Source organism: Variovorax monticola (genome assembly GCF_051216855.1).
Taxonomy (GTDB): domain Bacteria; phylum Pseudomonadota; class Gammaproteobacteria; order Burkholderiales; family Burkholderiaceae_C; genus Variovorax.
This window is the reverse complement of the sequence record NZ_JBPJZP010000002.1, coordinates 361,459-375,448: the sequence shown is the minus strand read 5'-3', so window position 1 is coordinate 375,448 and position 13,990 is coordinate 361,459. Positions and strand designations below refer to the sequence as shown.

The 13,990-nt window shown below is 67.9% G+C and carries 8 protein-coding genes and 1 tRNA gene; 4 read left to right on the top strand and 5 right to left on the bottom strand.

The genetic code is table 11. The annotated features are described in order from the left end of the window. Nucleotides 1-9: 9 nt before the first annotated feature. On the top strand, nucleotides 10-840 hold the full coding sequence (locus tag ACSFA5_RS07040) for a BPSS1780 family membrane protein (RefSeq protein ID WP_435443315.1): 831 nt from the start codon (nucleotides 10-12) through the stop codon (nucleotides 838-840). A gap of 33 nt (nucleotides 841-873) precedes the next feature. Here ACSFA5_RS07040 and ACSFA5_RS07035 read toward each other — a convergent pair whose 3' ends face one another. From ACSFA5_RS07035 to ACSFA5_RS07025, 3 genes are all read right to left on the bottom strand, one after another. Then, nucleotides 874-2,370, bottom strand: coding sequence for a DUF3999 domain-containing protein (locus ACSFA5_RS07035; RefSeq protein WP_435443314.1), 1,497 nt, complete (start codon nucleotides 2,368-2,370; stop codon nucleotides 874-876). Continuing rightward, nucleotides 2,367-6,170 carry a DUF2339 domain-containing protein gene (locus ACSFA5_RS07030; RefSeq protein WP_435443313.1) on the bottom strand — a complete coding sequence of 1,268 codons (3,804 nt, stop codon included), beginning with the start codon at nucleotides 6,168-6,170 and terminating at the stop codon, nucleotides 2,367-2,369. Before ACSFA5_RS07030 ends, ACSFA5_RS07035 begins: the two co-directional genes overlap by 4 nt. A 107-nt stretch (nucleotides 6,171-6,277) precedes the next feature. Then, nucleotides 6,278-8,710: a UvrD-helicase domain-containing protein gene (locus ACSFA5_RS07025; RefSeq protein ID WP_435443312.1), complete on the bottom strand. Its 2,433-nt coding sequence runs from the start codon at nucleotides 8,708-8,710 to the stop codon at nucleotides 6,278-6,280. A gap of 207 nt (nucleotides 8,711-8,917) precedes the next feature. Between ACSFA5_RS07025 and ACSFA5_RS07020 the strand changes: the two genes are divergently transcribed. Then, entirely contained in the window at nucleotides 8,918-9,895 is a 978-nt protein-coding gene (locus ACSFA5_RS07020) for a GMP reductase (protein ID WP_435443311.1), read from the top strand. Between the two features lie 36 nt (nucleotides 9,896-9,931). On the opposite strand, the gene ACSFA5_RS07015 is transcribed toward ACSFA5_RS07020, so the two are convergent. Next, complete coding sequence (locus ACSFA5_RS07015; protein WP_435443310.1) at nucleotides 9,932-10,798, bottom strand: alpha/beta hydrolase; 867 nt, start codon at nucleotides 10,796-10,798, stop codon at nucleotides 9,932-9,934. A gap of 89 nt (nucleotides 10,799-10,887) precedes the next feature. On the opposite strand from ACSFA5_RS07015, the gene ACSFA5_RS07010 reads away from it, so the two are divergent. Continuing rightward, nucleotides 10,888-10,963 (top strand) — tRNA-Ala (locus ACSFA5_RS07010). A 190-nt stretch (nucleotides 10,964-11,153) separates the two neighbouring features. On the opposite strand, the gene ACSFA5_RS07005 is transcribed toward ACSFA5_RS07010, so the two are convergent. Beyond that, nucleotides 11,154-12,248 (bottom strand): helix-turn-helix transcriptional regulator, encoded by a 1,095-nt coding sequence (locus tag ACSFA5_RS07005; RefSeq protein WP_435443309.1) that lies wholly within the window; start codon nucleotides 12,246-12,248, stop codon nucleotides 11,154-11,156. 178 nt (nucleotides 12,249-12,426) lie between these two features. Here ACSFA5_RS07005 and ACSFA5_RS07000 point away from each other — a divergent pair, with 178 nt between their 5' ends. After that, nucleotides 12,427-13,740 (top strand): phage/plasmid replication domain-containing protein, encoded by a 1,314-nt coding sequence (locus ACSFA5_RS07000; RefSeq protein WP_435443308.1) that lies wholly within the window; start codon nucleotides 12,427-12,429, stop codon nucleotides 13,738-13,740. Nucleotides 13,741-13,990 lie beyond the last annotated feature (250 nt).

Genomic DNA, 13,990 nt, shown 5'->3' with positions numbered 1-13,990 from the left:
CCCTCACACATGAAACTCAACCTCGTGCCGGCGCGAACCGGCGCCGTCTGGGTCCGTCTCGGGCTCAAGACCTTCTGGCGGCAACCGCTGGCCTTCATCTCGCTGTTCTTCCTGCTGATGGCGGTCATCTCGACGCTGTCGATCGTGCCCATCCTCGGCAGCCTGCTGGCGCCGGGCCTGGTGCCGTTCATGACGCTGGGGCTGATGGTGGCCACCTCGGTGGCCTACACGGACAACGCCGAAGGCGTCGGCCGCGCGGGCGACACGCAGCGGCCCACGGGCTCGGCGATGTTCGTGGCGGTGTTCACCGCCATGCGCACCGAATGGCGCTCGCTGGTGGTGCTGGGCGTGATCTCGGCGGTGTACTTCGTGCTGGCCGTGCTGGCGACCACGGTGGTCGACGGCGGCCAGCTCGCCCGCGCCTACCTGCTGGACGACCCGCTCACGCCCGAAATCGTTGCCAGCAGCGACTTCCAGGTCGCCCGCATGCTGCTGATGTGCCTGAACCTGCCGCTGTCGCTGGCCATGTGGCACGCCCCGGCGCTGGTGCACTGGCACCGCGTGGCGCCGGTGAAGAGCATCTTCTTCAGCATCGTCGCGCTGTTTCGCAACTTCGGCGCCTATGCGCTGTTCGGCATTGCGTGGTTCGGCGTGTTCCTGATCGCCGGCATCGGCATGGGCCTGGTCGCCACCCTGCTGATCGGCGTGGGCGCGCTGGGCTCGGGCGGCGCGGCGCTGGCGGTGGGCAATGTGCTGATCGTCGGCACGGCGCTGGTGCTCGCGGCCATGTCGCTGAGCTCGACCTGGTTCACCTTCCGCGACACCTTCGAGCCGAACTGAGGCCGAACTGAGCGGACCCGCCCGGCCTTCCGCTCAGCCGGGCGGGCTCGCCGCATCCTTGCGCAGGCTCGCGAACAGCGACCACGCCATACCGGCCAGCAGCAGCAGGCCGACACCCAACGCCCCCCACAGCCACCATTTGCGCGACGGTTCCTGCGCGGGAAGCGGCGCCTGCACCGCCGACGCGACCGCCGCGGCGACGGCTGCCACGGGCAGCGAGACGGTCGCATCGTCGGCCACCACAGGCTTGTCCGCGGCGTAGCCCGGAATCAGCGTGGACAGCGCCAGCGGCGCGCCCGGCACGCTGCCTTCGACCGCATTCGCCTCGGGTGCGGCGCTCCACGCCAGCGCGAACGGCGCCGCGCCCTGCGCCAGGAACACCAGCGTGCGTGGCACGGCCCCCACCGCGATGGTCGGCGGCGTCGCGCCCAGCACGCTCACCGGGCCCGAGGTGCGCAGGCGCAGCCGTGCATGCACCACGCCGTCGAGCGCCAGCACCGGCGAGCGCGCCTCGCCGCCGGCCTGCGCCAGGCGGTACACCACAGCGTCGACCAGCGGCGCCTCGTCCGGGCCTTCGGTGCGCACCACAGGCCGGCGCTGCTGATGCCGCAGGGCGTAGAGCGGGTTGCGCGGCACCGGCTGCGGCGGCACCGCCGAGGCGGGCGCGGGGTCGCGCAGCCCCGAGACGCTCACCTGCGCCAGCGTGTTGATGTCCGCCAGGTCGATGCGCAGGCTCTGCACGGGCAGGCCGCGCGGCAGCAGGTAGTCGCAGTAGTCGGTGGCGCAGCGCTCGGGCTTGAGCACGGCGGACCATTCGATGGGCGCGACGGGCTCCACCTCCTGCACGCTGTCGATGCCCACGCCGGTCAGCACCGCGCCGTGCGCCGGATCGCTCCAGCGCAGGCGCAGGAAGCGCGCGCGCACATTGTTCAAGTCGACCGCGAGGCGCTCGATGGTCTGGCCGCCGTGGGCGAGCCTGATCAATTGCTCTTCGCCGCCCACCGGGCGCCACTGGCGCAGGTCGTCGTTGGCTTCCAGTCGGAAGGCGAACAGGCCGCGCGTGTCGGGCGCGATGTCGAACCGGGCCTGCAGCAGGCTGCCCTTGACCTGGCTCACGTCGATGAGCCACGGCGTCGCGCCGTCGGCCTTGGCGGCAGCCTTGGAGGCGAGCGCCAGCGAGCCGTCGGCCCGCACCGTGAACGCCAGCGCCGTGTCGCCCGAGGCAGCGGCGGCGGCGCCCGGCAGCGCAAAGATCGGCACATTGCGCGAGGCCGTCTGCGGCGCGGCGGCTTCGTTGCGCAGCCAGGCGTAGGGCACGGCGTGCCCGGCGGCGTTGCGCACCCGCAGGTCGCGCAAGTCGGCATACGCCGCGCGGCCGTAGACGGCCAGCGGCAGCGTGAGGCGGTGGTATGGGCCCGCGCCCTGCAGCGCGATCGGCGCGGTGGTCGCGGGTTGTGCCACGGCGAATCCGCTGGCCGCGGCCACCAGCGCCACGCCTGCGCGAACGGTCCACATCGACGGCGCGCTCATGCCGCACCGCCTTCGGCCGGCGCATTCGACGCCTCTTCCTTCTTCGGCGGCACTGGCGCGAAATAGCCCACCAGCAGCAGCAACGCCCCTACCGCAATGAACGACACGATGCGGAACAATCCGCCCCGGTCGGCCAGCTCCACGAAGAACAGCTTCAGCACCACCACCCCGAGCAACGCCGCACCGGCCACCCACAGCGTGCGCACCCGGCGCGAGTGCCCGAGCACCATCGCGACCACGCCGCAGACCGCCCAGGTGATGGACAGCGCCGCCTGCGTGAGCCACGAGGCATACAGCGCATCGAAAGCCCATGCGACACCGGCGTAGTGATGGCAGGTGCGCAGCACCATGCCGGTGAGCAGCGCCAGGCCGGTGAAGCCGGCCGCGCCCTTGACGACCATCGGTTCCACGCGCGAGAACGAGCCCGGCGGCAATGCGCGCCACCAGAGCACCAGCGCGAACAGCACCAGCCACTGCGCCAGCTCGAGCGGGTTCAGCAGCGGCACATAGGGCAGCGGCGACGCATCGCCCGGGCTGACCGCGTTGGTCACCCACACCCACGCGAGCAGGTACACCGCCACCGGCGTGGCGGCGAACTCGAGGTAGGCGCCGCGGAACTCCGCGAGCGGCCAGCGCTGCAGCAGCACGCGCGAACGCAGCGCCCACAGCACCAGTGCCGGCACGATCGCCCAGCCCAGCAGTTGCCAGCTCGACCACTCGGCACCGACCCGGCCCAGCTGCCATTGGCATTCGCGCGCGGCCAGCAGCAGGAAGAGCCAGAAGCCGGCGACGTGGAACGGTGTCAGGGCCGAGGCATCGAACCACCGCTTCTGCGCGCGCAGCAGGCGCAGGTGCCACACCAGCGCCAGCGGCCACGCCAGCCAGCCCAGTGCGCTCGACGGCACGTAGAACAGCGTGGCGCCACCCGCAATGCCGAAGGCCGCGATCAGGCCGAACGCCGGCAGCGTGGCGAGCGTCGACTTGCCGAGCTGCGCCCAGTCGCGGCGGTGCGCCACGACGGCGGCCAGCACCGAGGTGACAAGCACCACGGCCATCGCGCCGACGGGAATGTGGCTCGCAAGGCCCTGGCGGTTCAGCACGCGCACGCTTTCGTCGAGCATGCCGAACAACCACCAGCCGAGCCCCCAGACCACCGGCACCCACAGCACCACCGGGTTGGCGCACCAGGCATTGGTCCAGCGCTTGCGCGCCGTGCCGGCCGGCTCGCTTGTGCCTGAAAGATACGAGCGCGCCTCGTCGCGCAGCCAGTCGCCCGCCAGCAAGGCGGCCAGCCCCAGCACCACCGGCGTCCAGAACCCGAGGTGCGCAAAAGCCGGGCGCGCAGTGCCCGCATCGTCCGCGGCGCTGATGCCGAACGCCACGGCGGCAACGACCTGCAGCACGCCCGCCAGCGCCGCGAGCGGGAAATGCGCCATGCGCAACCCGACCCACAGCACCGCCAGGGCCGTCAACGGCCACAGCAGTGCGGCCTGCGCCAGGGTCAGCTGGAACAGCATCGCCAGGTGCAGCAGGCCCACGCCCGCGAGCACGCCGACCACATTGCCCGGCGACCATACCGGCTGCACGCCGCGCGCCAATGCCGCACGGTGCGCCTGCAGCATCGACCAGCCGGCGCTGCCGAGCACGCTGAGCGCGATCAGGCAAGCCACGGCCGCACCCTGCCAGCCGCTTTGCAGCACCTTGCCGTCGACCACCTCGCCGGTGCTGTGCAGCGTGGCGATGAAGCCCGCCACCGCCAGCGCCTGCATGCCGAAGCTCACGTACGTCAGCGGCAGCAAGGCGAAGCGGCTCGCCACGGCGAAAGTGGCCGAGGCCAGCACGGCCGTGGCCGCTGCGGCCCAGGGCGGCGTCCACCACTGCCACAGCAGCAGCGTGAGCGCGGCCATGCCGAGCCAGGGCAAGGCAACACCGGCCATGGCCTCCACGCCCTTGCCGTCGTCCAGCCTGGCGCGGCGGTGGATGGCCCACATCGCGAAGGCGCTCACGGCCACCAGCACCGGGCCGATGACGGAGCCTTCGAGCAGCGGATGCCCCGGCGCGGCATCGAGCCCCGTGGCTTCCAGCAGCTTGAGCACCGCTCCGGCAAACACCAGGAACGAGAACGCGCGCGCATAGGCGCGCTGCTGCCGCGCGCCCAGCCAGTACATGCCCGCCGCCTCGACGGCCCAGGCCGCGCCGGTCCACTGCCCTTCGAGGCCCAGCGGAATGGCCAATGTGCCGAAGATCACGCCGACGATGGCGTAGGCCTCCGCCAGCAGCGCCAGGCCCTTGGGCTGCGTGGCGAACACCAGCCGGCCCAGCACCAGGTAGAAGGCCGACAGTGCCATGGCCGAGAACGCGGCGCCGTAGTCCCACGGGCGCATCAGCAGCACCTGCATGCCGAACGCGACCATTGGCGTGCCGAACACCAGCGAGCTGTCGACCCGGCCCGCGCGGCGCAGCGTGTCCAGCGCGCGGCTGGCCAGCGGCTGCGCGGGCTGCACCGGCGCGTCGAACAGCGTGCGGCGCGCGAACAGCAGGCCGATGGCGGTGAACAGCAGGAAGAACACGACCAGGAAGGGCTGCACCGTGGCGAACTGGTCGTCGGTGTAGTACTTGTGCGCCCAGCCGGCCGCCAATGTGAACATGCCGACGAAGCCGATCAGGTTCAGCACGCGCCAGGCCTTGAACCAGGCGATCAGCACGATGCCGACGTCGAGCACCAGCAGGTAGGTGAAGAGCCCCACCGGCTGGTTCGATCCGGTCGATGCGAGCACGGGCGCCGCGAAGCCTTCGAGCGCGGCCACGATGGCCAGCAGGGGTGCGTTCTGCAGCACGGCCAGCGCGGCGCTGAGCACCGCCACGCCGAACAGGAAGGCGAAGCCGATGCTCGCCGGCAGCAGGCCGCTGAGCTTCATGGCCGCGAGCGTGGTCAGGTAGAAAACGCCGATGCCCGCGCCCTGAAGGATCAGCGCGTAGCCCGCGCGCTTGTGTCGCAGCAGCCAGCCCAGCACCAGCAGGCCCGCGCCGACCAGCGCCACGGCCGCGTAGCGCAGCTCGATGGGCACGGTGACGCGCTCGGCCGTGTAGCGCAGCAAAAAGGCCAGCCCCAGGAACAGGATCAGCACGCCCAGCTTGACCAGCATGTTGCCGCCGAAGATCAGGTTGGCGAGGGGTGCGGGCAGGCGGTCGCGCAACGGGACCGGCGGCGGTGGGGGCGGCGGGGGTGGGCGGCGAACCGGCGGCGGTGCGGCAACCGGCGGCTGGGCCGCCGGGACGACAGGCGCCGGCTGCGTCGGCGCGGCGGCGGGCGCTTCTGCCGCGGCCTCCTCCTTGGCCACGACCGCAGCGGCCTGCATCCGCGAAAGGCGGGCTTGCGCGATCTCGGCGGCCCGGCTTTCGAGCGTCGCCACCGGGAGCGACGGCGCCTCGGCGAGCGGCGTGCGTGCCATCGAGGTGGCGAGGTCGCCGGAAGCGAGTTCGGGAATGACGGCGCCTTCAGGCTCGGCCTGCGCCCCTTGCAACAGCCGGCGCTCGAGCGAGGCGACCCGCTGCTCCAGCTCCGACACGCGCTGCTGAAGCTTCAGCATGCCGCCGCCCGGGGCCGGCGTGGCGGCGACCGGCGCTGTGGTCGCGTCCGCCGTGCGCTCAGCCTCGGTGCGATGCGGTTCGGCCTTGTTCTTCCTGCCGAACATCTGCGGCAGCGCGAACGCACCGACCACCGCGAGCACCAGCGCCACGGGCACCGACTGGAACAGCGCACCGATGAACAGGCCGGCAATGATGCCTATGAACCACATCCCTGACTCCCCTTGTTTGGCGAGTGCGGAGTGTACGGTGGTTCGGGGCAAATAATGCCGGTTACGCGCGTCCTGCCTACGTAGTTCGCTATAGCTTTAGTAGCAGTTCAGATCGGCGTGAGCTTGGCCACCGACAGCGCCAGCCACTTCACGCCGTGCCGCGCGAACTTGACCTGGGCGCGCGCATCGTCGCCGGTGCCTTCCAGCGCGGTGACCGTGCCTTCGCCGAACTTGTTGTGGAACACCTGCATGCCCGAACGCAGGCCGTGCGCGGGCGCGGTCTTCTGCGGCGGCACGGGCGGGCTGGCGAAGGTGTCCTTTTCGCGGCTGGTGCTTGCGCCGCCGTAGGCGTTGCCGCCGCCATAGGCCCCTGCCCCGCCGCGCGTGCTGCCGTAGCCGCCGCCGTAGCCGAAGGCCGAGGGCGCAAAGCCCTGGTTCTTGGGCGTGAGCCACTTCAGCGCGCCCTCGGGCAGCTCGTCGAAGAAGCGGCTCTTGACGTTGTAGCGGGTCTGGCCGTGCAGCATGCGCGTCTGCGAATGGCTCAGGTACAGGCGCTTGCGGGCGCGGGTGATGGCCACGTACATCAGGCGGCGCTCTTCCTCGAGGCTTTCGAAGTCGCTCATCGAGTTCTCGTGCGGGAACAGGCCTTCTTCCATGCCGGTGATGAACACGCAGTCGAACTCCAGGCCCTTGGCGGCGTGCACCGTCATGAGCTGAACCGCGTCCTGCCCGGCCTGCGCCTGGTTGTCGCCCGATTCGAGCGAGGCGTGCGTGAGGAACGCGGCCAGCGGGCTCATCGTTTCGCCGGTCTCGGCGTCGGGCGCAAGCGGCTCGTCGACCACCGGGCGGGTCAGGTCGATGCCCTGGCTCACCGGCGACTGGCGCAGCTCGTCGCCCGGCAAGGCCACGGCGTCGCGCCCGAAGCCTTCCTGCGTGACGAAGCTTTCGGCTGCGTTCACCAGTTCGCCCAGATTCTCCAGCCGGTCGGCGCCTTCGCGGTCGGCCTTGTAGTGCTCGACCAGGCCGCTGTGGTCGAGCACCAGCTCGATGATCTCGCGCAGGCTCACGCCCTGGGTCTGCTCGCGCAGCACGTCGATCTTGGCGACGAAGCCCGTCAGGTTGGCGCCCGCCTTGCCCCCGACCGCGCTGACCGCGTCGTGCAGCGAGCGCCCGGCCGCGCGCGACGCATCCTGCAGCGACTCGAGCGTGCGCGCACCGATGCCGCGCGGCGGGAAGTTGACGACGCGCAGGAAGCTGGTGTCGTCGTCCTTGTTCTCCATCAGGCGCAGGTAGGCCAGCGCATGCTTGATTTCGGCGCGCTCGAAGAAGCGCAGGCCGCCGTACACGCGGTACGGCACCGAGGCGTTGAAGAGCGCCGTCTCGATCACCCGGCTCTGCGCATTGCTGCGGTAGAGCACTGCCATCTCTTTTCGGTCGAAGCCGTCGCGCACCAGCTGGCGCATTTCCTCGACCATCCACTGCGCCTCGGCCAGGTCGGTGGGCGACTCGTACACGCGCACGGGCTCGCCGGGGCCCTGGTCGGTGCGCAGGTTCTTGCCCAGGCGCTTCTTGTTGTGGCTGATGAGCTGGTTGGCCGAGTCGAGGATGTTGCTGTAGCTGCGGTAGTTCTGCTCCAGCTTGATCTGGTGGCGCACGTCGAACTCGCGCACGAAGTCGGCCATGTTGCCCACGCGCGCGCCGCGAAAGGCGTAGATGCTCTGGTCGTCGTCGCCCACGGCGATCACGCTGGCGTGCGCGCCCGGCGTGAACTGACCGCCGACAGTGCTGCCCGAAAGCATCTTGATCCACGCGTACTGCAGGCGGTTGGTGTCCTGAAACTCGTCGATCAGGATGTGGCGAAAGCGCCGCTGGTAGTGCTCGCGCACCGGGTCGTTGTCGCGCAGCAGCTCGTAGCTGCGCAGCATGAGCTCGCCGAAGTCGACCACGCCTTCGCGCTGGCACTGCTCCTCGTACAGGCGGTAGAGCTCGACCTTCTTGCGGTCGTCGTCGCTGCGCGCTTCGATCGCGTCGGGGCGCAGGCCGTCTTCCTTGGCGCCGGCGATGAACCATTGCGTCTGCTTGGCCGGAAAGCGCTCGTCGTCCACGTTGAACTGCTTCATCAGGCGCTTGATGGCCGAGAGCTGGTCTTGCGTGTCGAGGATCTGGAAGGTCGAAGGCAGGTTGGCCAGCTTCCAGTGCGCGCGCAGCAGGCGGTTGCACAGGCCGTGGAAGGTGCCGATCCACATGCCGCGCACGTTGACGGGCAATATCGCCGTCAGCCGCGTCATCATTTCCTTGGCCGCCTTGTTGGTGAAGGTCACGGCGAGGATGCCGCCGGCGGACACCTGCCCGGTCTGCAGCAGCCATGCGATGCGGGTGGTGAGCACCCGCGTCTTGCCGGAGCCCGCGCCTGCCAGGATGAGCGCGTTGCCTTCGGGCAGCGTGACCGCGGCGAGTTGCTCCGCATTCAGGTTCTGGAGCAGCGGCATGTCCGAATGATTCGGGGAGTGGGCGTCAGCCGCGGGATCGTTAAACAACATCCCACGATTGTAGAAACCACCGCGTATGTGGGTCATACGAGGAATTGGAAGACCCGCCTGCACGAGACCGCGTAGACTCAATCACCGGGCCCAAGTATCTTGCGCCCGGTTTTTTTGTGGGCGTCTTCCTTGCAGGACGCACCGCGAAAACCGGCCGGACCAAGCGCTCTTTCGTTTCTCTCAACGATTCCTTCCTGGAGCCTGGTCATGCAGATTTTCGATTACGACAACATTCTTTTGCTCCCGCGCAAGTGCCGCGTGGAGAGCCGTTCCGAGTGCGACACCAGCGTGACGCTGGGCGAGCGCAGCTTCCGCCTGCCGGTGGTGCCGGCCAACATGAAGACGGTGGTCGACGAGTCGATCTGCCTGTGGCTGGCGCAGAACGGCTACTTCTACGTGATGCACCGCTTCGACCTCGACAACGTGCAGTTCGTGAAAGACATGCAGGGCAAGGGCGTGTTCGCCTCGATCTCGCTGGGCGTGAAGAAGCCCGACTACGACACCGTCGACACGCTGGTGGCCGAGGGCCTGGTGCCCGAGTACGTGACCATCGACATCGCGCACGGCCATGCCGACAGCGTGAAGAACATGATCGGCTACCTGAAAGAAAAGCTGCCCAGGACTTTCGTGATTGCCGGCAACGTCGGCACGCCCGAAGCGGTGATCGACCTGGAGAACTGGGGCGCGGACGCGACCAAGGTCGGCATCGGCCCGGGCAAGGTCTGCATCACCAAGCTCAAGACCGGCTTCGGCACGGGCGGCTGGCAGCTGTCGGCGCTCAAGTGGTGCGCGCGCGTGGCGACCAAGCCGATCATCGCGGACGGCGGCATCCGCGACCACGGCGACATTGCCAAGAGCGTGCGCTTCGGCGCGTCGATGGTCATGATCGGCTCGCTGTTCGCGGGGCATGAAGAGTCGCCGGGCAAGACGGTCGAGGTCGACGGCGCGCTGTTCAAGGAGTACTACGGCTCGGCCAGCGACTTCAACAAGGGCGAGTACAAGCACGTCGAGGGCAAGCGCATCCTCGAACCCGTCAAGGGCAAGCTGGCCGACACGCTGGTCGAGATGGAGCAGGACGTGCAGAGCTCCATCAGCTATTCGGGCGGCCGCGCGCTGATGGACATCCGCAAGGTCAACTACGTCACGCTGGGTGGCGACAACGCGGGCGAACACCTGTTGATGTAAGCCCTGGGCCGCCCGCGCCAGGGGCGGCCTTGCCGGTCAGGCTTCCAGCAGTTGCACCGCGTGCCGGTGCAGTGTGTGGGCCGGATCGGCCAGCGCGTCGACCACGCCGAAGTGGTCGAGCCCCGCAAGCACCTCGCACACCGGCACGGTGTTGCGGCCCCACGCGTCGCGGATCATCGCGTTGTGGCGGATGAACTCTTCGCTTTCCTCGCCGCCGGCAACCGCATAGAGCTGGCCGCGCTTCGGCGCCGGCCACAGCGCCGGGCTCGCACGCAGGGCATCGGCGTCGGTGAGGTTCAGCGTGTGCTCCAGGAACGGCGTGCGCTGCAGCGGGCGCAGGTCGTACAGGCCCGAGATCGACAGCGCATTGCGCACCAGTTGCGCGGGCAGGTCGGGCGCGACGGCTTTCCAGTCGCAGGCCAGCAGCGCCGCCGCCATGTGCCCGCCGGCGGAATGGCCCGCGACCGTGATGCGCGAAGGGTCGCCGCCGTACGCCGCGATGTGGCGCCAGGTCCATTCGAGCGCGCGCACCATCTGCAGCAGGATGCCGGGCACCGTCACGGGCTGCGCGGGCGTGCCAGGGCACAGCGCGTAGTTGGGCTGGACCACGCAGATGCCGCGGTCATTGAACGCGGGCGCGATGAACGAGTGGTCCTTCTTGTCCATGGCGCGCCAGTAGCCGCCGTGGATGAACACCAGCACCGGCGCGTCGGGCACCGGCGCGGGGAACACGTCGAGCGTTTCGTTGACGCCGTTGCCGTACGGCAGGTCGATGCGGGCCGGCAGGCTGTCGCGCGCGGCGGCCGAGTCGCGGGCCCAGCGCGCGAAGTACGCGGGGTGGTCTTTCACCCGTGCGAGGTTGTTGTACATGCCTTCCAGCCAGGCGGGGTCGAACGAGGCCATGCAGTTTCTGCTCCGTGTTTCGCGAGGCGCGCATCTTGGCACGACGGTGCGTGCCAAGACCGCGGTTCTGCGTTAAATTCGCGGGTGTCGGGGGGGTAGCTCAGCTGGGAGAGCGCCGCGTTCGCAATGCGGAGGTCGTGAGTTCGATCCTCATCCTCTCCACCACCTAGCCTGCCGTAAGTCGTTGATTTAGAACGAAAACCATCAATGGTATCGCAGTTCAAATACAACAGCAACTTACACAAACTCCGCACTAGCAAGCGCCGAGTGCCAGTCGCTTAGACGACGCGGCTTTCAGTATCGGCGAAGCGAACCGCGATAGCTGACAGTGCGGCGCCGCCGTTGCCCACTCCTTCTAGGGTTTGACTGGCTTCGCCTTGCGGCCAGAAGGACGCATTTCAGTGCCGGCCTCGCGCAGTAGCTCCGAGACTCGACTCTTGCTCATCCGATACCGCTTGCACAGGTCGTCCAGCGACTTGCCCTCGCCCTCGTAGGCTGCCTTCATTTCGGTCAACGAGACCTCCGTTTTCTGTCCATTCGTGTCGCCCTTCGGGGCTGCTGGCACCGGCGGCCTCGCAGGGCTGGCGCTGCGCATCGCCGCAGCACGAGCCAGAAGCTGCTGGCGTTCGGCTGCGGGGATGTTCGAGGGGATCATGATTTTCCGTGGGCTGACCTTCACGGGCACGAAGCCTTTGCCCGGCACCAGCGGAAACACGGAGTACTGCCAGTTCCTCGCTCCATCTCGCGTGTCGACCATGCGCCGCAGAAGGTGCTGACCAGGCTGGAGCTTCGTCGCCTGCACCTTCTGGTTCGCGGCTGCGAGTTCGACAACGGTTGGAACCACCTTCACCTTCGTCGGGTTGAGCAGGAGGCGGCTGCGGGGCTTCTCGGGCGTGGTCTGCTTGCCTGTGCTGGCGGCCTTCAAGGCCACTGTCTTGTCGGCGCCGCGGGCGTTCTGCGGGGCGTTGCTGGGCTTCATCGAATGCAGCCACGCCATGAGATCGGTGACGAACCAGCGGACAGAGCGCCCAACATTGATCGGCTCAGGGAACCCCGACGCCGGGTCGGCCCGCAGCTTGTGTAGACGCTGCCGGCTGAAGCCAGTGATCTCGCACGCGCCCTTCGTGTCGACGGTGACTGCCGTCACCTTAGAGGTGATGGTCGCAGGTTCGCGCGAGCCGTTCGAGTTCTTAGTCTCTTTTTCCATAGTGCACCCGATTTCGCGCATGGCGACCCTATTCCAACTACGCTTTGATTTTAGATTGGCGCTTACCCAGCCGTCGTCGATACGGTCCGCGTCAAAAGCTCCGAAAGATGACTGGCCTCTACGCAAGCGCATTGCGGCGCAGAAGATGACCCACCAGCGGATCGACCGTTTTGCCGCGCACAGACCCGCCACACCTGCCACGTTCTGAACAACCGAACCTGCCGACCTCTTTGCCGGATGCATCGGTGGGGCTTGCGGATGCATCTATGAGGGGATTAGAGCCATTTTGCGACCGCGCGGCTGGGTTTCCGCAAGGCGTTGGCGGCGCCGCAGTGGCAAATCGTCATTGGCTATACCAGTCAACATTTGTTCGCAATTTAGCAGTCGTCACCACCAACCACAGTAGACCGCTGTAACTGCCATGTTCGCCACTCCGCCCCATCGACCACAGCCGCAGACCGCCGCCACCAGGCTAGGCCGCCCAGCCGTAGACCGCCACCACGACGACAGTCCGCCCAGCTTCATCACAGCCTCATCAGTTCAACTTCTAGACAGTGGAGCCGGCGCCATTGCCGCCGCCACCGCTTTGCCGAAGGCAGGCCACATACACATCGACCGCGTCAAAGCCTCGGCTGCCTTCGACCACAAGCCTCTTGGCGACCTGCTGGAGAAGACGCACCCCGACTACGGCAGCTATGTCATTGCCTCCGAGGCAGTGGGTACCGAACAGAAGCGCAAGTACGACTCGCCTGACTATTTCTACGCTCGCTCGACCGAACTGAGAGGTGGTCGCGCGTATGAACTCCTGCTCGACTGCTGCCCGCCGAAGCAGTTGCAAGGCCATAACTTTTTCGGCCACGCGGATGTTGCCGACTACATCTACACCTGCCTGGACCTTACGGCGCAGCGCTACAAGCAGACGGTAACGGCCGAGCAGCGTGCTGCTTGGCGCGGCGGGCAGACGAAGGTTCACTCGCTGCACCTCTGTGGCAACTTCGGCTGCGAGGAGCACATGAAGCTGCCGATCATTAATGCCATTGACCAGAACAACGCAGGCGGCAAGCACCGCGACTGGGAAACCTGCCTGGCGCTGGGCTTTGGCATGCAGGGGCGGTCGCAGTACCACACCCTCACCACCTACGACAAGGCCATGCTGCTGAGCATCGACTGGCCTGAGCGCGGCCCGCTGCAGGAGCAGATCATGCAGATGGCCAAGCGGTCGCTGCGCTTTGAAATCAAGATCTACTCGCAGTGGCTTCGCACCCATGGCGTGGACGACAACGGTCGCGTCTGGCTGCAGAAAACCTACAAAGGCCCGAAGCCGCTGAAGAGCCTGATGTACGCGATGAACTGGGCCTACGTCGACATCGACGCGCTCTACTTCAGCTTGCTTAAGAGCTACAACATCACCAACGCCATCCAGCGACAGCTCACCGAGGAGGAGCAAATCGGCCTGAGCAAGGGTGCCAGGCGCGCCTACCTGCTATGGCTCGCCGGCCATGATCTGAAGAATGAATATGGCCGCAGCACCGTGCACAAGTACAAGTGGGAGATCTGGGACAAGTTCAGCGTTGACATCAAAGCCAGCCGACCCCCTGACCGGTTGCCGCTCGTTGACCTGGGTGAATTGCTGGTGCCTGGGAACTTGCTGGCGATTCCCGACTGGGCCTACGGCACGCCGCGCTACTGGGCGCCGGGCACAAGCATCGACCAGCTCGGCCTTGGTGGCGTGTAGCGGACTTTTGAGCGAGTGAGTGTGGGGGGCGGGGTGCGGGGTGCGGGGCTTAGCGCGTGCCGCCTCGCCGTTGCCCGGCCGCAGGGCTCAGCACGACGTTCGGGTGTGCTCAACCGCGGCGCTGAGAGACGCATTCCCCCTCGCTTTTCCAGGCCGCGCGTTTCCGCCCCTATGGGAGGCTCAGGCGCCTCGAAAAAAACCATCTTCGAGCCTAACTCGTTCGGGGGGGCGCGGTTCGAGCCGCCGCATC

Coding starts and splice junctions, on each gene's coding strand:
- ACSFA5_RS07040 (WP_435443315.1), top strand. CDS start 10: ATGAAACTCAACCTCGTGCCGGCGCGAACCGGCGCCGTCTGGGTCCGT.
- ACSFA5_RS07035 (WP_435443314.1), bottom strand. CDS start 2,370: ATGAGCGCGCCGTCGATGTGGACCGTTCGCGCAGGCGTGGCGCTGGTG.
- ACSFA5_RS07030 (WP_435443313.1), bottom strand. CDS start 6,170: ATGTGGTTCATAGGCATCATTGCCGGCCTGTTCATCGGTGCGCTGTTC.
- ACSFA5_RS07025 (WP_435443312.1), bottom strand. CDS start 8,710: ATGTTGTTTAACGATCCCGCGGCTGACGCCCACTCCCCGAATCATTCG.
- ACSFA5_RS07020 (WP_435443311.1), top strand. CDS start 8,918: ATGCAGATTTTCGATTACGACAACATTCTTTTGCTCCCGCGCAAGTGC.
- ACSFA5_RS07015 (WP_435443310.1), bottom strand. CDS start 10,798: ATGGCCTCGTTCGACCCCGCCTGGCTGGAAGGCATGTACAACAACCTC.
- ACSFA5_RS07005 (WP_435443309.1), bottom strand. CDS start 12,248: ATGCATCCGGCAAAGAGGTCGGCAGGTTCGGTTGTTCAGAACGTGGCA.
- ACSFA5_RS07000 (WP_435443308.1), top strand. CDS start 12,427: ATGTTCGCCACTCCGCCCCATCGACCACAGCCGCAGACCGCCGCCACC.